The sequence below is a fragment of the Thermoanaerobacter wiegelii Rt8.B1 genome (assembly GCF_000147695.2).
GTDB lineage: Bacteria > Bacillota > Thermoanaerobacteria > Thermoanaerobacterales > Thermoanaerobacteraceae > Thermoanaerobacter > Thermoanaerobacter ethanolicus.
Map to the genome: position 1 here is coordinate 1,979,577 of NC_015958.1, position 25,131 is coordinate 2,004,707.

The 25,131-nt window shown below is 35.4% G+C and carries 18 protein-coding genes and 4 pseudogenes; 10 read left to right on the forward strand and 12 right to left on the reverse strand.

The window, feature by feature from the left end; translation table 11 throughout:
• Window positions 1-15: 15 nt before the first annotated feature.
• The 10 genes and pseudogenes from THEWI_RS09770 to THEWI_RS09825 form a co-directional block, all read right to left on the reverse strand.
• Window positions 16-1,419: an ISLre2 family transposase gene (locus THEWI_RS09770; RefSeq protein WP_041589346.1), complete on the reverse strand. Its 1,404-nt coding sequence runs from the start codon at window positions 1,417-1,419 to the stop codon at window positions 16-18.
• A 684-nt stretch (window positions 1,420-2,103) separates the two neighbouring features.
• Window positions 2,104-3,379 (reverse strand): annotated as a pseudogene (locus THEWI_RS14265) (transposase).
• A 374-nt stretch (window positions 3,380-3,753) separates the two neighbouring features.
• Window positions 3,754-4,230, reverse strand: coding sequence for a GNAT family N-acetyltransferase (locus THEWI_RS09785; RefSeq protein WP_014063291.1), 477 nt, complete (start codon window positions 4,228-4,230; stop codon window positions 3,754-3,756).
• Between the two features lie 8 nt (window positions 4,231-4,238).
• Window positions 4,239-5,471 carry an MFS transporter gene (locus tag THEWI_RS09790; RefSeq protein WP_014063292.1) on the reverse strand — a complete coding sequence of 411 codons (1,233 nt, stop codon included), beginning with the start codon at window positions 5,469-5,471 and terminating at the stop codon, window positions 4,239-4,241.
• Window positions 5,461-5,850, reverse strand: a complete 390-nt coding sequence (locus THEWI_RS09795; RefSeq protein WP_041589235.1) for an alpha/beta hydrolase family protein — start codon at window positions 5,848-5,850, stop codon at window positions 5,461-5,463. The genes THEWI_RS09790 and THEWI_RS09795 overlap by 11 nt, the downstream gene beginning before the upstream one ends.
• 264 nt (window positions 5,851-6,114) lie before the next feature.
• Window positions 6,115-7,266, reverse strand: a pseudogene (locus THEWI_RS09800) (IS3 family transposase).
• A 36-nt stretch (window positions 7,267-7,302) separates the two neighbouring features.
• Window positions 7,303-8,223: an alpha/beta hydrolase family protein gene (locus THEWI_RS09805; RefSeq protein ID WP_052877860.1), complete on the reverse strand. Its 921-nt coding sequence runs from the start codon at window positions 8,221-8,223 to the stop codon at window positions 7,303-7,305.
• 464 nt (window positions 8,224-8,687) lie between these two features.
• The gene (locus tag THEWI_RS09815; RefSeq protein WP_014063293.1) at window positions 8,688-9,866 is read right to left on the reverse strand and encodes a PP2C family protein-serine/threonine phosphatase; all 1,179 of its coding nucleotides are present in this window, start codon (window positions 9,864-9,866) and stop codon (window positions 8,688-8,690) included.
• A complete protein-coding gene (locus THEWI_RS09820; protein WP_014063294.1) occupies window positions 9,863-11,590 on the reverse strand; it encodes a [Fe-Fe] hydrogenase large subunit C-terminal domain-containing protein in 1,728 nt (575 codons plus the stop codon). The genes THEWI_RS09815 and THEWI_RS09820 overlap by 4 nt, the downstream gene beginning before the upstream one ends.
• A 270-nt stretch (window positions 11,591-11,860) precedes the next feature.
• Window positions 11,861-13,072, reverse strand: a complete 1,212-nt coding sequence (locus THEWI_RS09825; RefSeq protein WP_014063295.1) for an iron-containing alcohol dehydrogenase — start codon at window positions 13,070-13,072, stop codon at window positions 11,861-11,863.
• Window positions 13,073-13,484: 412 nt separating this feature from the next.
• On the opposite strand from THEWI_RS09825, the gene THEWI_RS09830 reads away from it, so the two are divergent.
• From THEWI_RS09830 to gltA, 3 genes are all read left to right on the forward strand, one after another.
• Complete coding sequence (locus tag THEWI_RS09830; protein ID WP_014063296.1) at window positions 13,485-14,543, forward strand: NADP-dependent isopropanol dehydrogenase; 1,059 nt, start codon at window positions 13,485-13,487, stop codon at window positions 14,541-14,543.
• A gap of 193 nt (window positions 14,544-14,736) precedes the next feature.
• Window positions 14,737-15,615 (forward strand): sulfide/dihydroorotate dehydrogenase-like FAD/NAD-binding protein, encoded by an 879-nt coding sequence (locus tag THEWI_RS09835; RefSeq protein WP_014063297.1) that lies wholly within the window; start codon window positions 14,737-14,739, stop codon window positions 15,613-15,615.
• Entirely contained in the window at window positions 15,602-17,002 is a 1,401-nt protein-coding gene (gltA, locus tag THEWI_RS09840; RefSeq protein ID WP_014063298.1) for an NADPH-dependent glutamate synthase, read from the forward strand. The genes THEWI_RS09835 and gltA overlap by 14 nt, the downstream gene beginning before the upstream one ends.
• 130 nt (window positions 17,003-17,132) lie before the next feature.
• On the opposite strand, the gene THEWI_RS09845 is transcribed toward gltA, so the two are convergent.
• Complete coding sequence (locus THEWI_RS09845) at window positions 17,133-17,810, reverse strand: hypothetical protein (protein ID WP_014063299.1); 678 nt, start codon at window positions 17,808-17,810, stop codon at window positions 17,133-17,135.
• Window positions 17,811-18,043: 233 nt separating this feature from the next.
• On the opposite strand from THEWI_RS09845, the gene THEWI_RS14985 reads away from it, so the two are divergent.
• From THEWI_RS14985 to THEWI_RS09870, 7 genes and pseudogenes are all read left to right on the forward strand, one after another.
• Window positions 18,044-18,319 carry a transposase gene (locus THEWI_RS14985; protein WP_014063300.1) on the forward strand — a complete coding sequence of 92 codons (276 nt, stop codon included), beginning with the start codon at window positions 18,044-18,046 and terminating at the stop codon, window positions 18,317-18,319.
• An 88-nt stretch (window positions 18,320-18,407) separates the two neighbouring features.
• A pseudogene (locus THEWI_RS14990) lies at window positions 18,408-18,882 on the forward strand (IS3 family transposase); the annotation flags it as partial.
• 184 nt (window positions 18,883-19,066) lie between these two features.
• A complete protein-coding gene (locus tag THEWI_RS15850) occupies window positions 19,067-19,417 on the forward strand; it encodes a hypothetical protein (RefSeq protein WP_244262209.1) in 351 nt (116 codons plus the stop codon).
• Window positions 19,418-19,429: 12 nt separating this feature from the next.
• Window positions 19,430-19,969, forward strand: coding sequence for an ABC transporter permease (locus tag THEWI_RS15855; protein ID WP_244262210.1), 540 nt, complete (start codon window positions 19,430-19,432; stop codon window positions 19,967-19,969).
• A gap of 349 nt (window positions 19,970-20,318) precedes the next feature.
• The gene (locus THEWI_RS15640) at window positions 20,319-20,639 is read left to right on the forward strand and encodes an IS3 family transposase (RefSeq protein ID WP_425274182.1); all 321 of its coding nucleotides are present in this window, start codon (window positions 20,319-20,321) and stop codon (window positions 20,637-20,639) included.
• A gap of 72 nt (window positions 20,640-20,711) precedes the next feature.
• Complete coding sequence (locus THEWI_RS15645) at window positions 20,712-20,996, forward strand: integrase core domain-containing protein (RefSeq protein WP_425274183.1); 285 nt, start codon at window positions 20,712-20,714, stop codon at window positions 20,994-20,996.
• 176 nt (window positions 20,997-21,172) lie between these two features.
• A pseudogene (locus THEWI_RS09870) lies at window positions 21,173-22,359 on the forward strand (IS256 family transposase).
• A 255-nt stretch (window positions 22,360-22,614) separates the two neighbouring features.
• Here the strand turns inward: THEWI_RS09870 and THEWI_RS09875 are convergent.
• Window positions 22,615-24,156: a 4Fe-4S dicluster domain-containing protein gene (locus THEWI_RS09875; RefSeq protein ID WP_014063301.1), complete on the reverse strand. Its 1,542-nt coding sequence runs from the start codon at window positions 24,154-24,156 to the stop codon at window positions 22,615-22,617.
• Between the last annotated feature and the right edge of the window lie 975 nt (window positions 24,157-25,131).

The window sequence follows — 25,131 nt, forward strand, 5'->3', positions numbered from 1 at the left end:
AGCTTATCATGCTTTTTATATAACTTGTGCATATTTTATTGCTCTTAAAACTCTGTATATTGGCGTCACTTTTCCCATATTCAAAACTGTAATATTATTTATTTTTTCATTTGTAGACGTTTTAATTCTTCTTACCGCCTCTTTTATTTGCTTCTTCGTTAATTTGTAGCTCCCTTCATTTATATTCTCTTTCTTACCCCATTCTATTTCTCTCAAATCTCCTCCATTCTTGCTGAATACTCTTAATTTCGCCATTAACTTTAATCCTTCTCTACTCCATCCTAATGGATTTCTACTTAATCTAGAAGAAAATACATGACTTATATGCCCTTCTGCACTGCACCCTATTACATCTTTGTCTTTACTGTATATCTCTACTCCTTCCCAATTATTTAGTATGTACCTCTTCGCCTCTTTTACCTTCTCTTTTTCTCTCTCTTCCTTTGTTACCTTTATTAGTTCATTAAATACCTTCTTTAGTTCTTCTTTATCCCCTTCATTTATTGCTCTCCATATCTTATCCCTATACTTTGGCTCTTTCGATGTAGCTTTTAATACGTATTTGTTTAAATGATATCTGTCTAACACAAACCTTGATTTTACTATCCATTCTAATCCCTCTTTTATCCACGGCGCTCCATCTCCTGCTATGTATATCTTCTCTATCTTCTCTTCCTTGTAATTTTCTTCTATGTAATTTGCTACATCTATCCATATGTCTTCAGCTTTCTCTCCTACGTATGCCTTGTAATACACATTTTTCAGTACGTTTCTTCCGTTTCTCTCTTCCCTCCCTTCATGTATGTACACCAATCGAGGTGTTTCATCTCCACCCTCTTGTAAAGGTACATGGTCTTCATCTGCCTCTATGTATAATACCTTTACTTCTTTCTTCTCTTTTATTTCTCTCTTTACTTCTACTTCCCCTATTTCCCTTATTGCGTTTAATACCGTCTGTTTACTTAGCTCCTCTGGACATGCTTTTTTACTACTTCTTTCATATGATTCTTCTATCGCGTTTTCTACTAACTTTATCTTTACTCCCTTTTCTATCCTATCGTGCCGCCCTATCTCTAATGCATCATCCACCAAATATGTATATCTCCCATCCTGCCTAGATTTGTAATATGTCCTCTCATATTCAATATCTCCAAGAATTGTCGTTAACCTCTTTTTATCTTTTCTTTCTACTATCCATTTTTCTTTCCTTCTCTTGTCTTCTTTTATTATCCTATCTAACTCTTCAATAATTGCTTCTATTACTTCACTACCTAGTTTGTCCGTGATTTCCTTTATTCTTGCTACAAGTCTTGTAATATCCATTCCTTCGTTTAATAAATCACCAAAAATTTCTATCACTTCTCTAGTGAAATTTAGAGCATTTTGTAGTATAATATCTTCAAAAATATATTTTTTCACAAGAGACACCCCTTTCTGTGATGTTTTGTTTCCTATTTCTATTTTATCACAGGGGTTGTCTCTTGTTTTTTTCACTCAAAAAATCCTACGATAATTTTACACTATCCTTTGTCTAAGAGAACCTACATAATGGCCAATATGTAGTCTCCCAGTAGGTCTATCGCCTGTCAATATTATTTTTCTCATTCTAACCCACATCCTTTCGCTTTGCTCAAGCACAAATTGTAATGAAAGTGTGCTATTGAGCGATATTTTTGATATAATTTCTTTAAAATATATAGATATACTACAAAGCACGGAGGAGGGAGTGGAATTATTTCTCCCACTCATTGGACTCAAGTCCGCATTTTAACATGTGTAGAATATCCTCTCAAGCACAAATAAGTGTGACTTTGATCACGTACACTAATCATTGTATAAGCAATTCCTTAGTGTTTTTGTGCTGGATATTCAGTCAATGTCTATATATTTTAATTTTTTCTAGGGATGTGCAAAATTAATAAAAATAGTCACGACAAAAAACCAAAATATGTATGACATACAATATATAGTAATCAACACTGACAATTAAACATAAAGGAAGTGGTAAGGGAAAAGAAAAGACAAAAAGAGGGCTAAAAAAGGGTATAAATATCCTGTAGAAGTCAAATGTTAAAAAATGACATGAACTAAATTCAGCAAAAGTTAGGCCGATTGCATCAAAGCAACGAGAGATCTAAACTCATCATATTTGCCCAATTTAATAGCTACAATAGCGACAGTGAGTAAAGTAATATGGCCAAAAGTATTAAGGTTGCTCACAGAATTAATATTTCTAACATAAGCCTTTTCAAAATCTAGAGCTTTAAATCGAGAATTATATCTTTCTGATTCTACTCTTAGTCTATAGACAGCGTTAAAATATAGGGAGTCTCTATTAATAGAGGACCTATACTCAGAAGATATAATAGCATACTTAGTACAGCCTCTATGCTTTTTGCCATTAAAATATTTAGGATGCTTTATAGGGCAGGCAGAGTCATCTTTAGAATTACAGAACTTGCAAACAAATTTTTGCTTAATAAAACCATCAAAATACTGTTTGCCGTCTTTGAGCATTTTAATACCTGCTTCACAAACCATATAACCATCATCAGTCAGTGGAGGATTTTTAGAATTACGCTTGTTAAGAGGGATAAAACAATGACCATGAAGAGTATCTCTAACATAATTATAGAGTTTCTTAACGTCATAACCTTTATCAGCGATAAAATTAGTACCAGTCAGTTTAAACCAATTATTAGTATCAGCAAGTAAAGACAAAGCGACATCAAAATCAGGGACATCAGCAGGAGTAGTAGTTTCAGCGATAGGTATAAAGAGATAGCATCAACAATAATGTGATTTTTATAGCCCCAATAAAACTTATAGCGTTTATTAGAAGAATCATTAGAAGCAGAATAAACGCCTAATTTACAATCCTTATCAGACTTAGGCTGATTATCTTTAGAGAATTTATTTTTAGAAAAAGACTTAGGGTTATTTAACTTAGTGTTAGCTTTAATAGGGGTAGAGTCCATGGAAATAAACTCACCAGAGATAATGCCCATATTTTTTAGGATATTGACTTGATTTTGAAAGATAGAGGTCAAATAATCATGAGAGAAGTCATTAATAAAACGGCGGAAAGTCCAATAGGAAGGAAGAGGTTTAGAAATATCGAAGCCACAAAGATGAGCAATGATAAGATTATTGCGGAGATAATCTAAAAGGTCAGAAATTGTACCAAATCTTAAAGCTTAATAACAATAAAAGCTCTAAACATTGCATGATGAGAATAACCCTTACGTCCATGATTAGAGGAAGGGAATTCAGGTATTGAAGATAGGTCAAGATTTTTAAACATAGAAGAATAGAAATCAATTTTAGACTGGGAAGTAAAGAGTTCAGGTATATTTAAAAGTAATTGAAGCTGGTACATGTGGGATTTCCTCCTCCTTAAAAAATTTTTTATAGTGTATATATAATAATTCGACAAATGGGAGGGGAAATCCTACATAAAAGATAAAAAATTCAAGAGTGATAGGGAAAAAATATGTCTGCAAAGTGGCTTAAATGAAGGCTTTTGAATTTTGCACAAGTCTATCTAATATATCATATGGAGTTATACTATTTTGTTTTAATTAACCTATAATTATTTTACACTAACTATGAAACCTAGTAGTTTTCTTATCATCTGCGCAAAATCTATTATCTATTTTTTATAATTTCCAGATTTTCGTTCTTATTCAATATACCTTAATTAAAGCTGTTAAAAACACAATAATATAATTGGATTTACATCTACATAATCTATTATAAAGGTATGCTCAATTGCTTGAAATCTTCAACAAATCCCTTTTTTAAGAAAAATTTCACGGCTGCCTCATTAAAACTCCATACTCTAAGTTCTAATCTTGAAACCCCTTTTTGTTTGCACCAATTTACTATTAAATTATACAAATTTCCTCCAATTCCTTTTCTTTGATGGCTTTTAAGTACACCCATGAATGATACGTATCCATAAGTTCTTTTAGTGCTTGAGGGATGATTAGATGAATGTTTTATCTCAACAACAGCAAATCCACATATTTCTCCTTGATCCTCTGCTACAAAAAAAGCTGTATCTTCTCCAGATACAATTTTATTAAAATAATCCTGTGGAAAAAGTATCTCGACAGATTGAAAAATATCAGGACGATTAAAAGCATGTAAGTCTTGTCCTTCTTTTACTACTAAATGAATTTTTTCATAATCTTCTTTAACAGCTTGACGATAAATGATTTCACCCATAATAATATCTAACCCCTTTTCTTAATAAATATTTTAATTTTTATATATAGACTCCTGGCTTTCTTTATATATCTTATAAATCCAAAATAGGCTATAGTCACAGCAAATAAATATAATAATCCAGCAGAGAAAACACCTATTTTAATATTATTAATATAAATAATATAAGAACCTATCATCATGCCCAGCAATAATCCTAAGTTTTGAGTTGATTGATACAGGCCGAGCATAGAATTGTTTTTATATGAACTATCGTATAGTTGTACTAATGTTTTAGATGAAGTACCACGCATTGCAGAAAACGAACCAAAAAACAAAGTCAATACTCCTGTAATAATTTGTGTCCTAATAAATCCCAACAAAACAAATACAAATCCTAAGCCAACCAATGACAACAAGAAAATATTGTAAGAGTTAATGCTCTTACTTATAAATGAAAAAGTTAATGTTGCTATAAGTGCTCCTATTCCAAAGCACCCCATTATAACACCAAAAACTTGTGGACTAGTATTTAAATTACTTTGAACAAAAACAGGCAAAATTGAATTAAACATACCTCCTCCTATTACAGCAATAAAGTTAGATAAAATTAGTAAATTCATCATTTTATGATTTGTTATAGATTCATATTTATTAGTGGTATTAAAATTATAATTTTTTTGGATGTTTGTATGATTTGATAAATGAATTCCCTTCGAAATTAGATTTAAAAAAATAGCGCTAATTCCAAATGCCAAAGTATTAATAAAAATAGAAAACTTTATACCTAAGAAGGCGTATATTATACCTCCCAACATTTGGCCAATCGCAACAATAGCTGCACTAATAGCAGATAGCTTGAAATTATAATTTAGCAACTTTGCATTGTCATTAACTAAAGCTGGGAATAGTATGTTTGAACTAACTACATATAAAGTTTCTACCAAAGATTTTAAAAATAAAAGAATTAATATTAAATAAGTCTGTTTTAGTGAAAAAAATATGACAGATAAAATTATAGTTTGAATGATTGAAGTAGTTATACAACATTTTCTCTCTCCTACTTTTTTACAAAATCTTGTAAAGGGAATTGATAAAATTATGCGTGGAGCTGTATCAATTATCAATACTAATGTTGTTAAAAAACCAGATTGAGTTATCTGATATAAGTAAGCTATTACAGAAATTCGTATAATCCAATTTCCAATATCTATTGCTATTTGTGAACAAAAGAAATAAAATAATGATCTCTTATTTTTCATTGCCAATACTACCCTGCAAATGCGTATTTAAAAATATTGTAGCTCTTTTATAAAAAGATATTCTATTTCTGTATTTGGTAATACCATGACCTTCATCTGGATATAAAATATATTCATAGTTTACATTATTTTTTTCTAATTCTTTTACAAGTTGTTCGGACTCTTCTTTTTTTACTCTAGGATCATTTTCTCCATGAGCAATTAATATAGGTATTTTAATTTTATCAGCTCTAAATAAAGGTGAGCGTTCAATTAAAAAGTCTTTATCTTTCTCATGATGACCTACTCTATAATAGAACTCACTAATTATTGGAGAGTAATAATCAGACAATGACTTAACTAAAGTTACAAGATTACTGGGTCCATATAATGCCCCCATTTGTCAAGACAATTTTTTTAAAAATCTAAGTTAGATTTTTGCACCTCCTTTATTTTGATAATTTTATATAAAATGTAAGTTAGATACACAAAGTGAAGTTATTTGTGTGTTTAGATTTATCACAATTAGTGCATACCATTTTAGATATTTGGACAGCTATGTCAAACATCAACATCTTAGTGATCTACAAGTTGTATATTACTGATGCATCAAGGCATGGAATGAAAAGTTCACCACAGGGAACATGTGATAAATGCCACAGATTTAGCCAGCTTGCACAAGAGTATTAGGTTTTCCGTAGTAATATTCAGCAGGTGTTCTATTCCCTAATGACTGGTGTGGTCTCTTATTGTTGTAATATTCAATATACTCTTGTGTTATTTTTCTTAGCTGATGCCCAGTTTCACAATCTTCCAAGTACAGCTTCTCCCATTTGTAGCTCCTAAAAAATCGTTCTATACGTTGATTGTCTAATGCTCTGCCTTTACTATCCATAGATATTTTGATATTATTTTCTTTCAGCAAATTTATATAATCATCACAGGTAAACTGTGAGCCTTGATCACTGTTCATGATTTCTGGAGCTCCATGCTGCTTTATGGCTTTCTTTATTGTATCAATAACAAATGTATGTTCAAGTGTATTAGACAGCCCATATCCTACAATATACCTAGATTACCAGTCTATTATGGCTACCATGTACATAAAGCCTCGTTTCATCCGACAATATGTTATATCTATTGACCATACTTGATTAGGATGATCAATGTTTAACCCTTTTAATAAGTATGGATAGAAATATTTGCTATGCAGTCTCTTACTAAGATTTGGCCCAGGGTAGAATCCGTGTATGCCCATTTCCCGCATATAGCGGCGAGTTCTTTTACGGTTGATAAGAATTCCATAATCCCTCCTTAGTATAGTTGTCATTCTGCGATAGCCATATTCGGGATGGGCTGTATAAACCTCATCAATTATGCGCTTAATCATGTATTCTTCATCGCTTGTTGGAACAGACTTGTAATAAAGGCTTGTACGATTAATGCCTAAGAGCTCAGCCTGTCTGCTGATACTAAGCTTTTTATCACCCCTATCAATCATTTTCATGCGTTCCTCACGAGATTTAGAATTGGCCAGATTTTTTTTAAGCCAGGCATTCTCATAAGAGAGCTGCCCTATTTGTTTTAATAATTCCTCCTTCTCCTTTTCATATGATCTTTTGACCTTTTCTAACTCGTCGGTTTCTTTGCTAAATACCTTTGCTGCATTATTGATAAATTCTGCTTTCCAGCGACTAATCATATTCGGATGTATTTCATATTCAGCAGCGATTTCATTAAGCGTTTTTTCTTCTCGTAATGCCTCTAATACAATTTTGGCTTTTTGTTCTGGTGTAAAATTTCTTCTCTTATTCATAACTATATTCTAACTTATTTTTGCCTTTTTGTCTGTCTAGTTTTCTGGTATCATTATACCACATACACTAATAGCACATCTAAAATAGTCTGGTGTAAATGTGGCACCAACTAATGCCGCATATCCTCCGTATGAAGAACCATATATTGCTATCCTATTTTTATCAACCCATCCATTATCTATTGTCCAATTTATAGCATCTATTAAATCATTATGCATTGTTGTTCCCCATGCTCGATTACCTTTATTCACAAATTCTTTCCCATAACCTGTTGAACCTCTAAAGTTCACCTGTAAGCAAATAAATCCAAGACTAGATATCCACTGTGCTATTGGATCATACCCCCATGAATGTCTTCCCCAAGGACCTCCATGAACATGAACTACTAACGGGAGATTCTTTTTTTCATCATTAGGAAATGTAACATATAAATTAAGTTTTAATCCATCACGAGAGTTAATTGAATAGTGATGCATTCTATTTAATTTATATTTTTTTAAATCTGGGTTACTATGTGCAAGGAAAACCAATTTCTTTGTTGGACGATCATAAAGATAGTAAGAAATTGAATCAATATCAGAATTGGTTGAAACTATCCACTTATTATCGCTCTCATCTCTACTTATTATATTGATTATCATTTCTCCCTCACGTTTTTTTAATATTTTCATAATATAATTAAAATCATCTCTAACAGAGCTTTCTATGAATTCCCATTCATCTTTCTCCCTCTGATATAAGGCAGCTTCTATATTATAAGAAATAGGGTTAATAAGAACTTCTCGCACATCATAATTTTTATCTTCGGAAATTATCCTTGTTTGATAAGTATCTAAGTTAATTTCTACAAGTTTTGCTGTATCACTATTTCGAGAATCTAGTACACGTATATATTTACCATCTTTCGAGAAATTTATAGGTCTACTATTAATCGTATCTTCTAAATCCCAATCCAAAAAATTAGTTCATTTAGAATTTGGAGCATTTCTAATAAGTATACGTGGTATATCAAATATATATGTTAAACTTTACCAAACTGTAAGCCATAAAGTGGTATTGTCTTTTTTGTCATTTTACAGGTAATGATTGTATTTATATACTACTAATGTAAACTGTTTTTCCATTGTTAAAATACCTTGTGGTAATAAATTCTATTTTGGGGTTAATTATTTACGATAACAATGACATTTTCGCTGAATATTGACAGAGTTTTTCAAAAAAATTTCTTGAATAGGTATAGACATATTTACCACTTGGAGAATAATTGCAAAAACATTGAAGAAGAAAACACCATAAAAAGAATAGAGGCTACCTCCCTTCTGTTTGGTATAATTAAAATGTGTGAAATTCTTTTTAAATGTCTCACAAACAGCAGAAATATAAAAAAGCGACTTGAGCAGGGCCAATGCCTCTTTTTCAGCTAATAAAGCTCTATATGCACCCTCTTGCCGCATTTTTTCAGGATTTGGGCCAGTTCCTCTACTATCTTGAGCTTGTCGCTTGCGCCTTCCGGCAGGTATGCATTCCGGTGGGCGGGATTGATCGCCCGCCCTACCAGAAAGCGGATGTGGGTGGAACGATTGACGAGCAGGTCTGCGAGTATTGAAGCTCCGTCCTTCTTTTTCCTTATATCGTCCAAGAAGTGGGGAGAAAAGGAATACGTGTTTATAAAATTTCTCAGTATCTCGACACACCTGCTTAAAGTTATCAAACCTTCGGTTACGAGGTCTATTCCCTCTATACTACCGACGGGAGGTATCGCCGGGTCGGCATAGTCCATATTTGTGACTACTTTCCTTCCAGTTTCCCTAGAAACAATATTCGCAGTAGTACCTCCGCAGACCACCTTTCTGCCTTCGCTGCCAATAAGTTTTTTCACGACTTCTGTATCCTTTGACCTATCTTCAGGGGGCCCAACTAGTACCGTGAGCAGCTCCGACTTTCTTAAACCTACTCCCACGACCGTGGTATCGTCCCCCGGATTACCGGAATAAAGGTGGCTACACGTTTTGATTAGTTGGTCCACCATCTCCGACACGAAATATCCCCTTCTGTCAAGCCTCTGCAGGTATTCGGCCACATTGGGCCACTGCCATCCCAGGTTCAGGATACCTCCCACCCCTGCGTGAATGACTCCGTCGCTTACCAGGAATATTTTATCCCCCGGAAAGGCTTCGAACTGGTACTCCAGAATCCTCCTCTCTTCCACTCTCAGTTCCCTGTAAGGTAGCTTAAGAACCTTTCCGTCCCGGATGTAGATCACAGCTGGATTATCAAATTCAAAAAGCCTTCCCTCTCCGTCATCGTTAATCTCGAGAATGGAAAAAGTGGAGTAAGCAAGCTGCCGGATCCGGCACACTGGGAGAGTATTAATCAGGGTCCTGACCACTTCTTCTATGGAAGCCCTGTTTTTTATCATGGTAGAAGCAATCCTTACGGTAAGGGTGGAAAGTATACTGGCCTTTACCCCGCTCCCCAGGCCATCGGCCATTACGGCAATTATGCCGTCTTCGGATTGCACAACCTCAACGCTGTCCCCGCACAGCTCTTCTCCTTTTTTGGTAAGGCTTTTGGTGAATACTTCGGCGTAGACCTTCATTTTTCTTCTTCCCTGCCTTTAACCAGTTCTATAAGCTTAAGGAGCAGCATCTTGCTCTCCGCCGTCGTCTCTCCCAGCAGTCCCGCTATTTCTTGGGCGACGCGCATCTGCCTGTTTATTACTTCCTGAGCCTTCTCCAGGGTCTCCTCCCTAACCTTTTCCAATTCCATCCTCTGCTTTTCCTGTTCGGTAATATCCTGAATAATCGCCAGTACCAGGTCCTCTTCCCCGATATAGCATATAGTCTGGAGGGTGGTTAAAGAATTCCGGGAATAGTTCACCTTTTTATCCTGCAGGTTGGTTTTATTGGCCATTACCCAGGCAAAATCCCTGTCGTCGATGACGGTCGAAAGGGGCTTCCCCTGGACCTGTTCCTTTTCAACACCAAACATTTTTTCTGCCGCTCTGTTTATTTCCTTTATATTCAAATTACTGTCTACCAGAATGATGCCGTTCGGGGTGTGGTCTATGATCAGGTTGGCTAGGGATTCGGCCCTGGACCTCATGTAGGGGATGCACATGTCCGGCTCCGCCATTCCTTGGTAAACAGCTTCGGCTTTTTTACGACAGGTAGGATATCCACACGCCCCACAATTCAATTCTTTTTCGGGAGTTGTTTTACCTATTAAAGCCAGTATTTCTCTTATCTCTGATTCAGTTGGCGTAGGTGCTTTAAAGGCCTTCGGCTCGAAAGACCTCCTGAGGTCAATACCAGCCGCATAAGCCTTTATATTCTCATACCCTTGCTGCTGTTGATTATTTTCAATAAATGAAAGCAACCTTTCCCTTCTTTCATAAAGGGAACTGTCAGACGGCATCGAGGGCCCATTGATACAGCCACCCCTACAGGCCATCATCTCAAATATGCGACCACTTACGTTTCCCATATCCAGGGCATCTAAAAGCTCCATGCAGTTCTCTATACCGTCCACGACTATGACCTCTCGAGACAAAAGGTCATCCTCCATTGAAGAAGTCTTTAAAAGCCCCCCTGGCAAGGGATAACTCCTGGCAATAAAAGGTTCTAATACATTTTCTCGCTCTCCAAAGTCTACTCCAGCTATCGTGGAAGCTTTCTCATCTATCCAATCGGCCAATTCTTGGAAAGTTAGTACTGCATCTACATCCCCTAAAACGCTTCTATCTAGGGCTTCAGCTTTTTTGGCAATGCAGGGACCTATAAAAACAACTTTAATGTCCAACCCATATCTTTGCTTCAATGACCTTGCATGAGCAACCATCGGGGAAACAACCGGAGCTAGATTCCTTATAAGTCCTGGATAGTATTTCTCTACCAGATTCTTTACAACCGGGCAAGCCGTGGTTATGATGGGGCCCTTATGCCCCTTTTTGAACAAATGCTGGTACTCTATAGATACTATTTCAGCTCCCACCGCTGTTTCCTCAGCTCCATAAAACCCTAGGGCCTTCAGTATGGAAAACATCTCCTGAGGAGAAGTTACGTCAAAGACAGCAGGGTAAGAAGGAGCTATGGAGGCTATAACTTTTTCGCCGGCATTTATGAATTCTTTTACTGCATGTAGGTCATTCCGTACTTTCTTGGCATTCTGGGGGCATTCGATGATACACCTTCCACAGTATATACATAAGCTATCCACAACTTCCGCCTGACCGCCGACTACTTTTATAGCTTTGACAGGACAATGCCTAACACACCGGTAGCAATTTTTGCAGTTTGCCTTAGATACACTGATTACATCCAAAATCAATCCTCCTCCCATTTACTATTTTTTATAGCTTCTAAATCCTCGCCACCTCCTGCGCGTCACAGAAGTGAAATATTTATCGGCAACCTTAATCATTACTCCTTTGACACACCCTCATATCCAATTATAAAATCTTTACTTTTGTGTCTTTTGCAATAATTAGATACATAAAGATGAAAACCCCACTATTTGTATTGGCTAAAAGTGGGGTTTTTTAAATTGTTGAACTTTTTGGCTCTTTGTGTCAGAGTAGCCTTTGGCTATGGGTTAAGAAATTGGGTTAAGAGATTCTTCATAAATCTTGGCAATAACAGCTTCAGTTGCTTCCACTGGTGCAATAGAAAGCAATCCATCGAGAGAAGGTGTCGTTTTAGCAAGCTTCACCAGAGTCGGGACATCCTCTTTTGTGAATCCAAAGTCCGAAAGTTTTTGGGTGCATCCTATATTAAAGAGCCATTCTTCAACCTTTTTAGCTACATATTCTGCTTCAGCAGGCAGTCCTTTTAGTCCAGGCACGATAGGACTGTATATGTCAGCTAACACCTCTGCAACAGCGGGATAAATAGTTTTTACCACTGCAGGCAGTATAGCACCAAGCCCAAGACCGTGAGCAATCTCAGGTTTTACTGCACTTAGTGGGTGCTCCAGTGCATGAGTAAGGTGCAAGAGACCATTGTCAAAAGAAATACCAGCTATAGCAGAAGCATAAAGCAAATAGTATCTAGCCACAAGGTTTTCAGGGTCATTTACAGCAACAGGGAGGTAACGAACTATCAACCTCACTGTCTCTTTCGCCAATAGAATGCTGTAAGGTAATGTCACAAGAGTGGTGGCAGCTTCGGTAACGTGATTTAAAGCATCTATAGTAACAGCTATTGTCTGTTTTTTATCAAGCTTTATCATGAGAGCAGGATCATCTATAGCATACATAGGATAAATGCACTCATAAGCTATTGCAGGCTTATAATTTTTTTCTGGGATTGTAGCCACCGCAAATCTGTCTACTTCGGTACCAGTACCATGAGTAAGGTTTATAGCTATAATAGGAGCAGCTTTTTCAGGTATGAATTTCTGTTCATAAAGTTCTCTTGCATTTTTATCAGTGTATTCCAGCAGTACAGCCACACTTTTCGCGGTATCTATAGGGCTGCCACCGCCAATGCCGATAACAGCTTTTGCCCCAGTTTCCCGGCCGATTTTTGCCGCCTCATCGATCATGTCAACAGTAGGATTGGGCCCAACCTTGTCATAAAGTGAATATTTGAATCCGAGTGTCTCAAGAGCCGGTTTTACCACATCCCAGGCCCCACTGGCTTTATAGGAACCTTTACCGGTTACAAGAATGACATTGTTGATACCTTTGTTTTTAAGAACTTCTAGAATATCTTTTATCTTTTTTATACTACCTATTCCAAAATAAGTCGTGTTTTTGCAGCGAAGTTCAAAAACCTTATTTGGATTTATTTTTGTTTCCCACACTTTAATTACCTCCTTGTAAAATTTATATCAATTTAATTATAGCATTTTGTTAAAAAACAATCAATATTGAATTTTTGATTTATTTTTTTAGAGTTAAGGGAAAATTTCAACTGAAATTTGGAGTATTTTTCAATTGCCAAATACATACTGCAAATTGTAGTATGATGTTTTCTAGATTTTGAACAATAGACAACCCCTTTCTGTGATTTTGTTTTTTGAAAATTCTATTTTATCACAAGAGTTTTCTTTAGTCCTTTGTTTACTTAAAAAATCCTACGATAATTCTATGTTCGAATAAATGATTGACAAATTTTTAACCATGTGTTATTATATAATTGCAAAAAATTTAACAATCAACGGGTAAGCTATTCACATTAATGTTTTACCCAGTATTTTAGGAGGTGTTTTAATAATGAAAGGTTTTGCAATGCTCAGTATCGGTAAGGTTGGCTGGATTGAGGTAGAAAAGCCTAATCCAGGACCCTTTGATGCTATCGTAAGACCCCTAGCTGTGGCCCCTTGCTCTTCGGACATTCACACTGTTTTTGAAGGAGGCCTTGGTGAACTTCACAACGCAGTGCTAGGTCACGAAGCTGTAGGTGAAGTAGTCGAAGTCGGTAGTGAAGTAAAAGACTTTAAACCTGGTGATAAGGTGGTCATTCCTGCTATCACTCCTGATTGGAGAACGTTAGATGTTCAACGTGGTTATCATCAGCAGTCCGGAGGTATGCTTGCTGGTTACAAGTTCACAGCCCAGAAACCTGGTGTGTTCGCCGAGTACATCCACGTTAACGATGCAGACATGAATCTTGCTCATTTACCTGACGGCATCTCTTTAGAAGCGGCCGTCATGATCACAGATATGATGACTACCGGCTTTCACGGAGCCGAACTGGCAGAAATAGAATTAGGTGCAACAGTAGCGGTTTTGGGTATTGGTCCAGTAGGTCTTATGGCAGTCGCTGGTGCCAAATTGCGGGGTGCTGGAAGAATTATTGCAGTAGGCAGTAGACCTGTTTGTGTAGATGCTGCAAAATACTATGGAGCTACTGATATTGTAAACTATAAAAATGGTCCTATCGACAGTCAGATTATGGATTTAACGGAAGGCAAAGGTGTTGATGCTGCCATCATCGCTGGAGGAAATGTTGACATCATGGCTACAGCAGTTAAGATTGTTAAACCTGGTGGCACCATTGCTAATGTAAATTACTTTGGCGAAGGAGATGTTTTGCCTGTTCCTCGTCTTGAATGGGGTTGCGGCATGGCTCATAAAGCTATAAAAGGCGGTTTATGCCCTGGTGGACGTCTAAGAATGGAAAGACTGATTGACCTTGTTTTTTATAAGCGTGTCGATCCTTCCAAACTCGTCACTCATGTTTTTCAAGGATTTGATAATATTGAAAAAGCTCTAATGCTGATGAAAGATAAACCAAAGGACCTAATCAAACCTGTTGTAATATTAACATAAAAATGGGGACTTAAACCCCCATTTTTATGTTGATAAAGCTAAATACAACGGTTTTTTTTGTGACACATCGGCCTTTTGTTAAAAAATAACAATAAATAGTTATTTTCGTAACATTTTTATTGTCATTAATACTAATAATATCTTCGAAAGTGATAAAATATTGCTAAAATCTTAATAGAAAAGGAGGACTATTATGTTCAAAATATTAGAAAAAAGAGAACTGGCACCTTCCATTAAGTTGTTTGTAATAGAGGCACCACTAGTGGCTAAAAAAGCAAGGCCAGGCCAATTCGTTATACTAAGGATAAAAGAAGGAGGAGAAAGAATTCCTCTTACTATTGCAGATTACAATTCAGAAAATGGCACTGTCACAATAGTATTCCAAGAAGTAGGTAAAACCACCCGGGAGTTAGGAACTCTAGAAGCTGGAGACTATATTCAGGACTTTGTTGGGCCTTTAGGTGTACCGGTGGAGTTTCCTAATCACAAGAAAGTTTTAGGAATAGGCGGAGGTCTTGGTATTGCTCCACTTTATCCTAAACTCAAAATGCTTCATCAGCAGGGGGTAGAAGTAGTTTCTATTATAGGTGCTAGGACAGCTGAATTGCTAATCTTAGAAGAAGAGATAAAAGCTGTTAGCGACAGGATGTATATCTGTACCGACGATGGCTCAAAAGGCCGCCATGGGTTTGTCACAGTAGTACTTAAAGAGCTTTTAGAACAAGGCGAAAAATTTGATGAGATTATTATCATAGGTCCCCCGATTTTGATGAAAATAGGAAGCGAAATTACCAAGCCTTATGGCATACCCACTATGGTGAGCCTTAATCCCATAATGGTAGACGGCACAGGCATGTGCGGTGGGTGTCGTGTCACCGTAGACGGAGAAATCAAATTTGCTCGCGTTGATGGTCCGGCTTTCGACGGCCATAAAGTAGATTTCGATGAACTAATAAAAAGATTGGCCACGTATAAGGAGGAAGAAAAAATTTCCCTCGAAAGATTTAATGAAGCTCATGAATGCAAATTAATCAACAAAATAGAAGGAGCTGATAAAGATGCCGTTAAATAGAAGCAAAAAGAAAACACCCATGCCTACCCAAAAGCCTGAAGTCCGCAGGTGTAATTTTAACGAAGTAGCTTTGGGCTATTCGAAAGAAGAGGCAGTTAGTGAAGCCCAGAGGTGCCTTCAGTGTAAAAAACCAGGATGTGTTGAAGGGTGCCCCGTTCAGGTACAAATTCCCCAGTTTATAAAACGTATTGCAGAAAGAGATTTTGAAGGAGCTATAAAGATTATAAAAGAAACCAACAGCTTGCCCGCCATATGTGGCAGAGTCTGTCCACAAGAAGCACAATGCGAGAAAAACTGTGTTTTGGGCAAAGTAGGTGAACCTGTGGCCATAGGTCGCCTAGAACGGTTTGCAGCAGACTGGGAGAGAACAAAAGGTATCCGTCCCCCGGTAATTCCTAAAAAGCTTGGTAAAAAAGTGGCCATCATCGGTTCCGGGCCCGCCGGTCTCACCTGTGCAGGAGATTTGGCTAAACTCGGCTATGATGTAACGATCTTTGAAGCTCTTCACAAACCCGGCGGCGTACTAGTATACGGTATTCCTGAATTCAGGCTACCGAAAATTATAGTGGAACAAGAAGTAAAGTTTATACAACAGCTGGGCGTAGAAATTAAAACCAACATGGTTATGGGCAAAGTTCTGACGATAGACGACCTTTTTGAAATGGGGTATGAGGCTGTCTTTATCAGCACAGGAGCTGGCCTCCCGAAATTTATGGGCATACCTGGTGAAAACTACCTTGGCGTGTATTCAGCCAACGAGTTTCTAACCAGAATAAACCTGATGAAAGCCTATTCTTTTCCCAACACTGACACCCCCATAAAGGTAGGCAAAAAAGTAGCAGTAATAGGGGGTGGCAATGTAGCTATGGATGCAGCCAGGTCTGCCCTAAGAATGGGAGCTGACGAAGTTCATATTGTGTATCGCCGTTCTGAAGAAGAAATGCCCGCAAGAAAAGAAGAATTCGAGAACGCTAAAGAGGAAGGTATTATATTTGATTTCCTCACAAATCCAGTGAGAATAACAGGTAACGAAAATGGTTGGGTCAAAGGTATTGAGTGTATCCGCATGGAACTTGGAGAGCCTGACGCTTCGGGTCGTCGCCGTCCAGTTCCTATAACGGGTTCTGAATTTATTATGGATGTTGATACGGTAGTAATCGCCATAGGTACTGGCCCTAATCCCCTTCTCACAAAGACCACTGAAGGCTTAGAACTTACAAAACACGGTTATATCGCTGTCGATGAAGATGGAAGAACTTCCAGAGAAGGGGTATGGGCTGGAGGCGATATTGTAACGGGTTCAGCTACTGTAATTTTGGCCATGGGTGCCGGAAAAAAAGCAGCTCGTTCCATCCATGAATACCTACAAAACAAAAAATGGCGGTAAACATCTTTCGGTAAACTAAAGAGACGATAGCAAGACGGCACTATGGAAGGATATACATCCAGCTATCGTCTCTTTTATTTGTGAATTTATCGTTTTACCTGCTCACTTATTTCCTGTTCTGCAATCGTTTTTAAAATTTTGTTGTCACATCTACTAATAAAAGCTTTATACTGTTTCCCCCCTTTCTAAGCTGTACAATTTTGTTAAATCCAATAGGCAAATTTTCATAAACATTTAATCCCAGCTCCATCCTTGTACCAGGAAGCTCATGGCTTTCAAAATTTTTTAGCTCTGCTATTTTCCCATTTTCAACCATTTGAGATTTTTTATCTTTATAGAAAACTAAAGCAATATTACCTCTGTCAGAAAATAGCGGCAGGCCATACACTAAATTTGGGGAAGCATTTTGTATCACAGTCTTTTTTGCCGTTTTTAAATTGATTAAATCCATGTCATATTCTTTAAAATCTTTATCCTTAGCAGTAATAAAAATAACTACATCTCCACATCTTCTCACCAATAAAGTCTTCTCATTAAAAGTAATCATCTCTTTCTCATTGCCATTTTTATCAATTCTATATATTTTAGTCGTCTTTATATTTATGTTTCTGTACAAATATATATTTCCGTTTCCATCCACAGACAACAAATACCCATTTGCGATGAACTTAGGCTCTTCCTGATTAAGCTTTTTATATACTTTCCCTAAACTTTCAAAATAAATCCGATAACCTTTGTCGACTTTTACTGCTATAGTATTTGAAACAGGCATATTTACTTTCACATCATAAGTTTTAAAAGCAGACAAACAACCAATTTAATCGTTTTGGCACCATCTTTATCCTCCCTATTCACATTATTGTTCATTTGGTAACATTGAATATAAATTTAAAATCATGTATTGTACCGTCGCATCCTCGACTGGTAATTTGGTTCCTTTCATTAAATTTACAACCTTTACATTGGTGTTAGTATATTATTGTAGACACTTTAACTCGAACAGGATAAAATAAAGATATAAAGAGAGGAAGTATCTACAAAATGCCAAGAGGACAAAGAAAATATAATGATGAATTCAAGAATACTATAGTAGAGTTGTATAACTATGGTAAAAGTCTAGTAGAGCTTTCAAGCGAATATGACATCTCAAAATCCACAATATCAGGTTGGTTGAAAAAAGCAAAACCAATAAATATAGACAACAAAGGCACAACAATTACAGTAGAAGAATATCAGGCTATGTTAAAGAAGATGGCAAGACTTGAAGAGAAGAATGAAATATTAAAAAAAGCGATGGCCATATTCGCAAAGGAGTAAGCTCTATATTTGAGTTTATTGAGGAAAATAAAAATATCATAATGTTAAATTAATGTGTGAAGTTTTAAAGGTTTCAAGGAGCTCCTATATAACGCATATTTACACTGTCAAGGACAAATGGTGGTACCTTGCCACAGTAATAGATTTACATACCAAGGAAGTTATTGGTTATGTATTTTCCAAGACAATGGATACATAGCTTGCTATTTGTGCTGTGGGAAATACCTATAATGCTCAAAAGCCACAGGGAGAGCTTATACTTCATAGTGATTTAGGTTCACGGTATACAAGCACCAAATTTCAAGAATATATATTATCCAAAGGTAACATAAAACACTCATTTAGTCACAAAGGATGCCTCTATGATAAATGCATGTATAGAATCTTTTCATGCTTCTTTAAAAAAGGAAGAAGTAAATTTAGCTACTTACCATGATTTTGCTACTGCCAGACTTGCTATATTTGAATATATTGAATCTTGGTATAATAGAAAGAGAGTACATAGTAGTATAGGGTATATGACTCCGCGACAATTTGAGGATTTAATTAAAAAGTCAGCATAAAAATTTCGAGTTTTTGTGTCTACTATATTGACATAAATCCAAAAATACGGATGGCGGCATATCACAAGAGAGCTTGTCTTGGCAGTTGGTATAATCTTTTCCACCATACTCATGATGTACGGTATGACGGCAAAAGATTCAATAGTTGTTTCGATTGAGAGGGCGGAGGAAAAGAACTTCAAATATGAATACGCCTATCTTTTTAAACTCAGTATCAAGTCATCCTGAGATAAAGCTACCAAGCTTTGCAGAAGGCTTCAACATGATGTCTTTTGGCATCGAGGGAAAGAAACTTAGTATTATGATATACGGTATTAAAAAGGATTCACAGATGATAAAGCTGTATGATACAAAGGGCAAGCAAATACAAGTATCAAATAAGCTCATCGTATCAAGACCTCTGGCAAACAAGCTTGGACTTAAAGAGGGAGACAAGATTCATATAAAGAGCAAGTTCACCGATAAAAAGTACACCTTGGAAGTTTACAAAATTGCCGACCTTCCGGTTGGTAACAACGGATATATGGCTCTTTAGAGTTTCAACAGGATGTTTGGTTTTAGTGATAAAGACTATGTGGGCATATTTTCGAAAGAAAAGCTAAACCTTGACAGCAATCTGGTGTTTGAGAGCTACTCAAAATCTGAGCTTGTAAATACAATAAAAGCTTCTGCATCGGACCTTTCAAAGACAATTGGAGTTATGTCACTTGTTGCAGCAATCCTTGCCCTTTTGATTGTGTATGTTTTATCCAATCTGACTATAAATGAGAATAAGAAAAACATAGGGGTACTGAAAATGTTGGGATACAGAGAAAATAGCATCTTTAAAATGATACTTGGCTTTAACAATATTTCGTTCTTGATAGGATTTTTAGCGGGCATTCCACTTTCAAAAGTTACTATGGACAGTCTCATGAGTGCGGCGACAAAGGATATAGATTTTGCCATGGTGCTTGAGGTAAGCCCAAAGAGCGTCATTTCAACATTTGCTGTACTGTTTTTGGTGTTCGTATTTTCAAGATTTTTGGTCAGAAGAAAAGTGGCAAAGGTCATGCCGGTTGACGTTTTAAGAGAACAAGTAGATTAAAAAATAAAAGCTGCTTTCCTTTTTAAAATAGCCACCACCCCTCCATTTACCATAAAGCCAAAATTTTAAAAAGGCAGCAAAGGATTAAAAGCTTCGCTGCCTAACTTTTTTACTTTTACTTAATTAATAATTTTTCATAAAAGCCGTTTTAAATAGTAGTATTTGTTTTATCATTATTATTTCCTCTCACAAATTGAGTTAAAGCAATGGCATCACATAAAAACTTTACCATTGAAGAAAACCTTGCTATTTTAGCAGAAACAGAAAGTTCTTCCACTAAAAGCGATGGGTATCTGGTTTTTTACAAACCATAGATGGTAAAATAGTATCTGACTAAGCTATAAAGACCATACTTTTTGATTTAGCTGAAGAATATCCTCGCTATGGCTACAAAAAATTGACTGTTCTTTTAAAAAGTTTATTTGGCATAAAAATTAACAAAAAGAAAGTTTATAGATTATGTAAAGAGATGGACCTTCTATTGCCTGCAGAGAGGCATTATAGGTCAGAGCAATCCTTGATAGCTTTCAAAGAAGTTGCAGTGAATGAGCCGAATAATCATTGGCAAATGGATATCACATATGTAACATTGCTTCCAAAAATAATTTTTGTGTTAGGTATTATAGATACATATACTCTTGAGATAGTAGGGTATAATACGGACCGATAATGGTCCACAATTTAAGTCAAAAGAATTCGAAGAATTTTGTGAATCCTATGGTATATTACAGAACGAATACCTATAACATCACCAGAACGAAATCCTAATATAAAGAGATTTTTTAGAACATTAAAAGAAGAATTTGTAAAATTACATGAATTTATTGCATATGGCCTATTTTTTAAAAAGCTTGATGAGTTTATGAAAGAGTACAACTGGATAAGGTCCCATCAATCACTAGGTTACATTCCAACAAGCAAGTTTTACAAAGAAATTTTACGAAACAATGCGAGCCGAGGACTTTTAGTCGTTGAAGTCCAAATAAATAGGGACCAGTACAGTTATCTAAAGTTTCAACTTTTTTAACTGTTTTACTAGAAAAATTTTATCTTTATATAGGCTATTTTAATTTATTCCGAATATTGGTAAAATAAATGTGAAAAAATAAAAAGAGACTGTAAAAATTTTTGTGTAAACTGATTAAAAACCTCTTTCTTGGTAAGAATTAAAATATATACAAAACCAAGAAGGAGGCTTTAAAAATGTCACTATTGACAAAAGAACAGTTAAGAAATTTCATTAACGAAAACAATATTCAATCTATTCCAGACCTTTATACATCATTAAAAAATCTTTTTAAAGACACTATTCACGAAATGCTTGAAGCAGAACTTTCAACAGAACTTGGCTACGAAAGATATGACAAAAAAGATAAAGATACTCAAAACTCAAGGAATGGCTATACTCAAAAGACGGTAAAAACTCAATTTGGTGAGATGGAAATTGATATTCCAAGAGACAGACAAGGAGAATTTGAACCTAAAATAGTTCCAAAATACAAAAGAGACATATCAGGAATTGAAGAAAAAGTAATAGCTCTATATGCAAGAGGAATGTCAAGAAGAGATATTCATGACCAGATAAAAGACCTGTATGGAATAGAACTATCTGCAGAAATGGTAAGTAAAATAACCGAAAGAATAGTAGCAGAAATAAAAGAATGGCAATCAAGGCCATTAGAAAAGATATACACTTTCATATTTATGGATGCCATCCATTACAAAGTAAGAACAGACGGTCATATTATCAATAGAGCAGCTTATGTAGTATTAGGGGTAACGATAGAGGGCATAAAAGATATATTAGGGATTTGGATTGGAGAAAATGAGAGTTCAAGATTCTGGCTTGGAGTATTAAATGAGCTAAAGAACAGAGGAGTAGAAGATGTTTTAGTATTTTCTGTAGATGGATTAACAGGGATAAAAGAAGCAATACAAGCAGCATTTCCAAAATCAGAGATACAAAGATGTATAATACATCAATTAAGGAACTGTTTCAAATATGTGTCATATAAACACCTTAAAGAATTCAGTAAAGACTTTAAAACAGTATATCAAGCAGCTAATGAAGAAATAGCAAGGGATGAATTTGAGAAATTAAAAAACAAATGGCAGAATCTATATCCTTATGCCATAAAGAGTTGGGAGAATAACTGGGATGTATTAAGTCCATTTTACAAATTCCCTGAAGAAGTAAGGAAAATAGTGTATACAAAAGGAAAGTTACAAAATCAAAAATAATATTTCCATCTGATGAAGCATTAGAAAAAATGCTATACTTAGTAACAATGAATGTATTAAAGAAATGGACAGTGAGGTATAAAAACTGGGATATAGTATTAAACCAATTAATCATAATGTATCCTGGAAGACTTGAAAAATACTTATAGGGGGCGAAGCCCGAAAAAATTTTTTCTCTAGAACCTTTGAATCCCTAGGTCTTCAAAGGTTCTAGAGAAAAGCTTACAGTATCCCTAATTAAATATTTTAACCAAAATTATTCACTTTCATGCATAAGATGTAGAAAAAAGGTCATACTAAAGATAGAACAGATAAAAATGTTAACTGATTCTTACTGAGAAAGAGGATATAATTAATCTAAATACACAAAATATTTTTCACTCCCATATTTTAATTCAACGCTTTTAAATATATGCCCATCTTTTTTTACTCTCTCTTTTTAAGCTTTTTTCATGATTTATTTGTATTTTTTCGTGTGGCACATGAAAATCAACTTCATCTATATCGAGTTTATCAAGTCTTTCTTTAATATTTTTGTATGTCGATGTATCACCAAATTTATTTACTGTCAACCTTGATTGATTTACATTGCTATTGATAACACCCGCACCTCCAATGCATCCACCAATGCATGCCATTCCTTCTACAAAATTATTGGGAAGTTTCCCTGCTTTCATTATTTTTAAAGTTTTGTCACATTCCTCAAGTCCATTGCAAATAACCGGATTAAGTTCTATATCAATATCCATTTCTTTTATTGCTTCTTTTATAGCTTCTACTACACCGCCAGATCGTGCGAATTTTCTTCCAAATAGTGTCGCATCCTCAACTTTCATGTCTTCTTGCTCTTTGATATCTATTCCCGCTGCATCAAGTACAGCCACCATTTCTTCAAATGTCATGGCATAGTCTGTTATTCCCTTAATTTCATCTCTCATGATTTCTGATTTTTTTGCGGTACATGGACCTATAAAAACAGTTAATGCATCAGGATCAAACTTTTTAATATATTTTGAGATAGCCGTCATGGGTGATACTGTTGTTGATACATTTCGAATAAGCTCAGGATAGCTTTTTCTAATATGAGTCACAAACGCAGGACAACATGAGCTTGTCATGACTTTTATGTCACCTATTTTTTCACTAAATTCTTTTGCTTCTTCTATTGCAACAAGATCAGCTCCAAGTGCAACCTCTACAACATCTGTGAATCCCAATTTCTTTAAAGCAGATTTAACCTGTCCTACTGTCTCATCTTTAAATTGAGATGCTATAGCAGGTGCCACTAATGCATAAACCTTTTTTCCACTCTTTATAGCTCTTATTATGTCTACAATATATGATTTATCTGTTATAGCACCAAATGGGCATGCCAATGTGCACATTCCACAGGAAGTACATTTCTCATAATTGATAACAGCTTTTAATTCTTCATCCATAATTATTGCTTTCGCTGCACAAGAGCGTATACATGGTCTTAAAGTATCCGATATCGCATTATATGGGCATACATCTTTACATCTACCGCATTCAATACATTTATCATAATCTATATGAGCTCTCTTATCTCTTATAGAAATAGCACCTCTAGGGCAAACTTCTATACATTTATGTGCTAAGCAACCACGACATGCCTCTGTAACCCTGTATCTTTTAATAGGACATCCTTCACAAGCTATATCTATTACTTGTATAATGGGTTCCTCACTTTCGATAGCATATTTCAGAGTTCTTTCTAAGTTTTTACCCATTGCTAGTTTTGTTCTCTGCTCGAGGATGGCTCTTTCTTTATACACACAACATCTAAATCTAGGTTTTGAGCCAGGAATTATTTCGTGTGGAATTTTATTATATTCTTCTTCCAGTTTGTCTTCTAATGTTAATTTTGCTACTTTGTATAATACCTCATACTTTAACATCTGAATATCAGAATTAAATTTAAACAAGCTTATTCCTCCCTTTCTAAAAATACTAAAAATAATTATTTTTCAAATTTTAATTTAACTTCTATAGTAAATCAATCCATCTATTCTAGCAACAGAAAGCATATTAAGGCAATATAATCAGTTGTAGGTAATATGTTCTCATTTATACGACATCACAAAAGCGTAATTGAAGATATATCATTTTAGAAAAACCGTATTAAGCTAATTGCGATGTTTAAAAGGATATTTAAAAGACCAAGTATAAGAAAGAATTAAGAACCAAAAAAAACAACTTTCTCCTAATATCATATGGTAAAATGCACGTTTACTACCTGTGGATAAAGCAAAACTAGAAAAATCACATCGCTCATGATTATTTGACCACTATCTGCACCTCTTTTTGTCTCTTTTTATCCTTTTTCACTTCCTTCATGTTTGGTTAAGAGTGTTAATAACTACATATTGTATATCATATATATTGTGGTTTTTGTTTCTGATAATTTTAATTAATTTTGTACATCCATATTAGTGTATAATAAAAATTGAAGTATCCTAAAAATACACATAAGAATGGAACTGTTATCCATATTTATTATACCATAACAATCCTTTTTTGTTTAGAGTAAAGTTGATATCGATAATGTCAATATACTGTAAGATATTTTTTTTAAAGGCAAACCCTGAAATTGCTTAAATCAAGGTTCCATGCATTATGTTTTTTTATATCACTCTTTCATATTTTATTGCTTTTAAAATTCTATATATTGGTGTTATTTTGCCCATATTTAATACTGTAATATTGTTTATTTGTAGCTTTTGTATACGTTTCAGCTCTCTTCGTTTAATCAATAAAATATCCTTTATTCCTACCATTAGTTTTTAGTAACTGACGAAGAACCCTAGTATCAAGGACGGACGAAAACTCAGCAATGAGTACTCTTGACAACCCGGTGGCGGAGTAGTACACTGGATCATATTTTAACCACAAGGATTTTA

Coding starts and splice junctions, on each gene's coding strand:
- gltA (WP_014063298.1), top strand. CDS start 15,602: ATGCCGTTAAATAGAAGCAAAAAGAAAACACCCATGCCTACCCAAAAG.
- THEWI_RS14985 (WP_014063300.1), top strand. CDS start 18,044: ATGCCAAGAGGACAAAGAAAATATAATGATGAATTCAAGAATACTATA.
- THEWI_RS15855 (WP_244262210.1), top strand. CDS start 19,430: ATGTTTGGTTTTAGTGATAAAGACTATGTGGGCATATTTTCGAAAGAA.
- THEWI_RS09830 (WP_014063296.1), top strand. CDS start 13,485: ATGAAAGGTTTTGCAATGCTCAGTATCGGTAAGGTTGGCTGGATTGAG.
- THEWI_RS09785 (WP_014063291.1), bottom strand. CDS start 4,230: ATGGGTGAAATCATTTATCGTCAAGCTGTTAAAGAAGATTATGAAAAA.
- THEWI_RS09835 (WP_014063297.1), top strand. CDS start 14,737: ATGTTCAAAATATTAGAAAAAAGAGAACTGGCACCTTCCATTAAGTTG.
- THEWI_RS09795 (WP_041589235.1), bottom strand. CDS start 5,850: ATGGGGGCATTATATGGACCCAGTAATCTTGTAACTTTAGTTAAGTCA.
- THEWI_RS15850 (WP_244262209.1), top strand. CDS start 19,067: ATGAATACGCCTATCTTTTTAAACTCAGTATCAAGTCATCCTGAGATA.
- THEWI_RS09815 (WP_014063293.1), bottom strand. CDS start 9,866: ATGAAGGTCTACGCCGAAGTATTCACCAAAAGCCTTACCAAAAAAGGA.
- THEWI_RS09790 (WP_014063292.1), bottom strand. CDS start 5,471: ATGAAAAATAAGAGATCATTATTTTATTTCTTTTGTTCACAAATAGCA.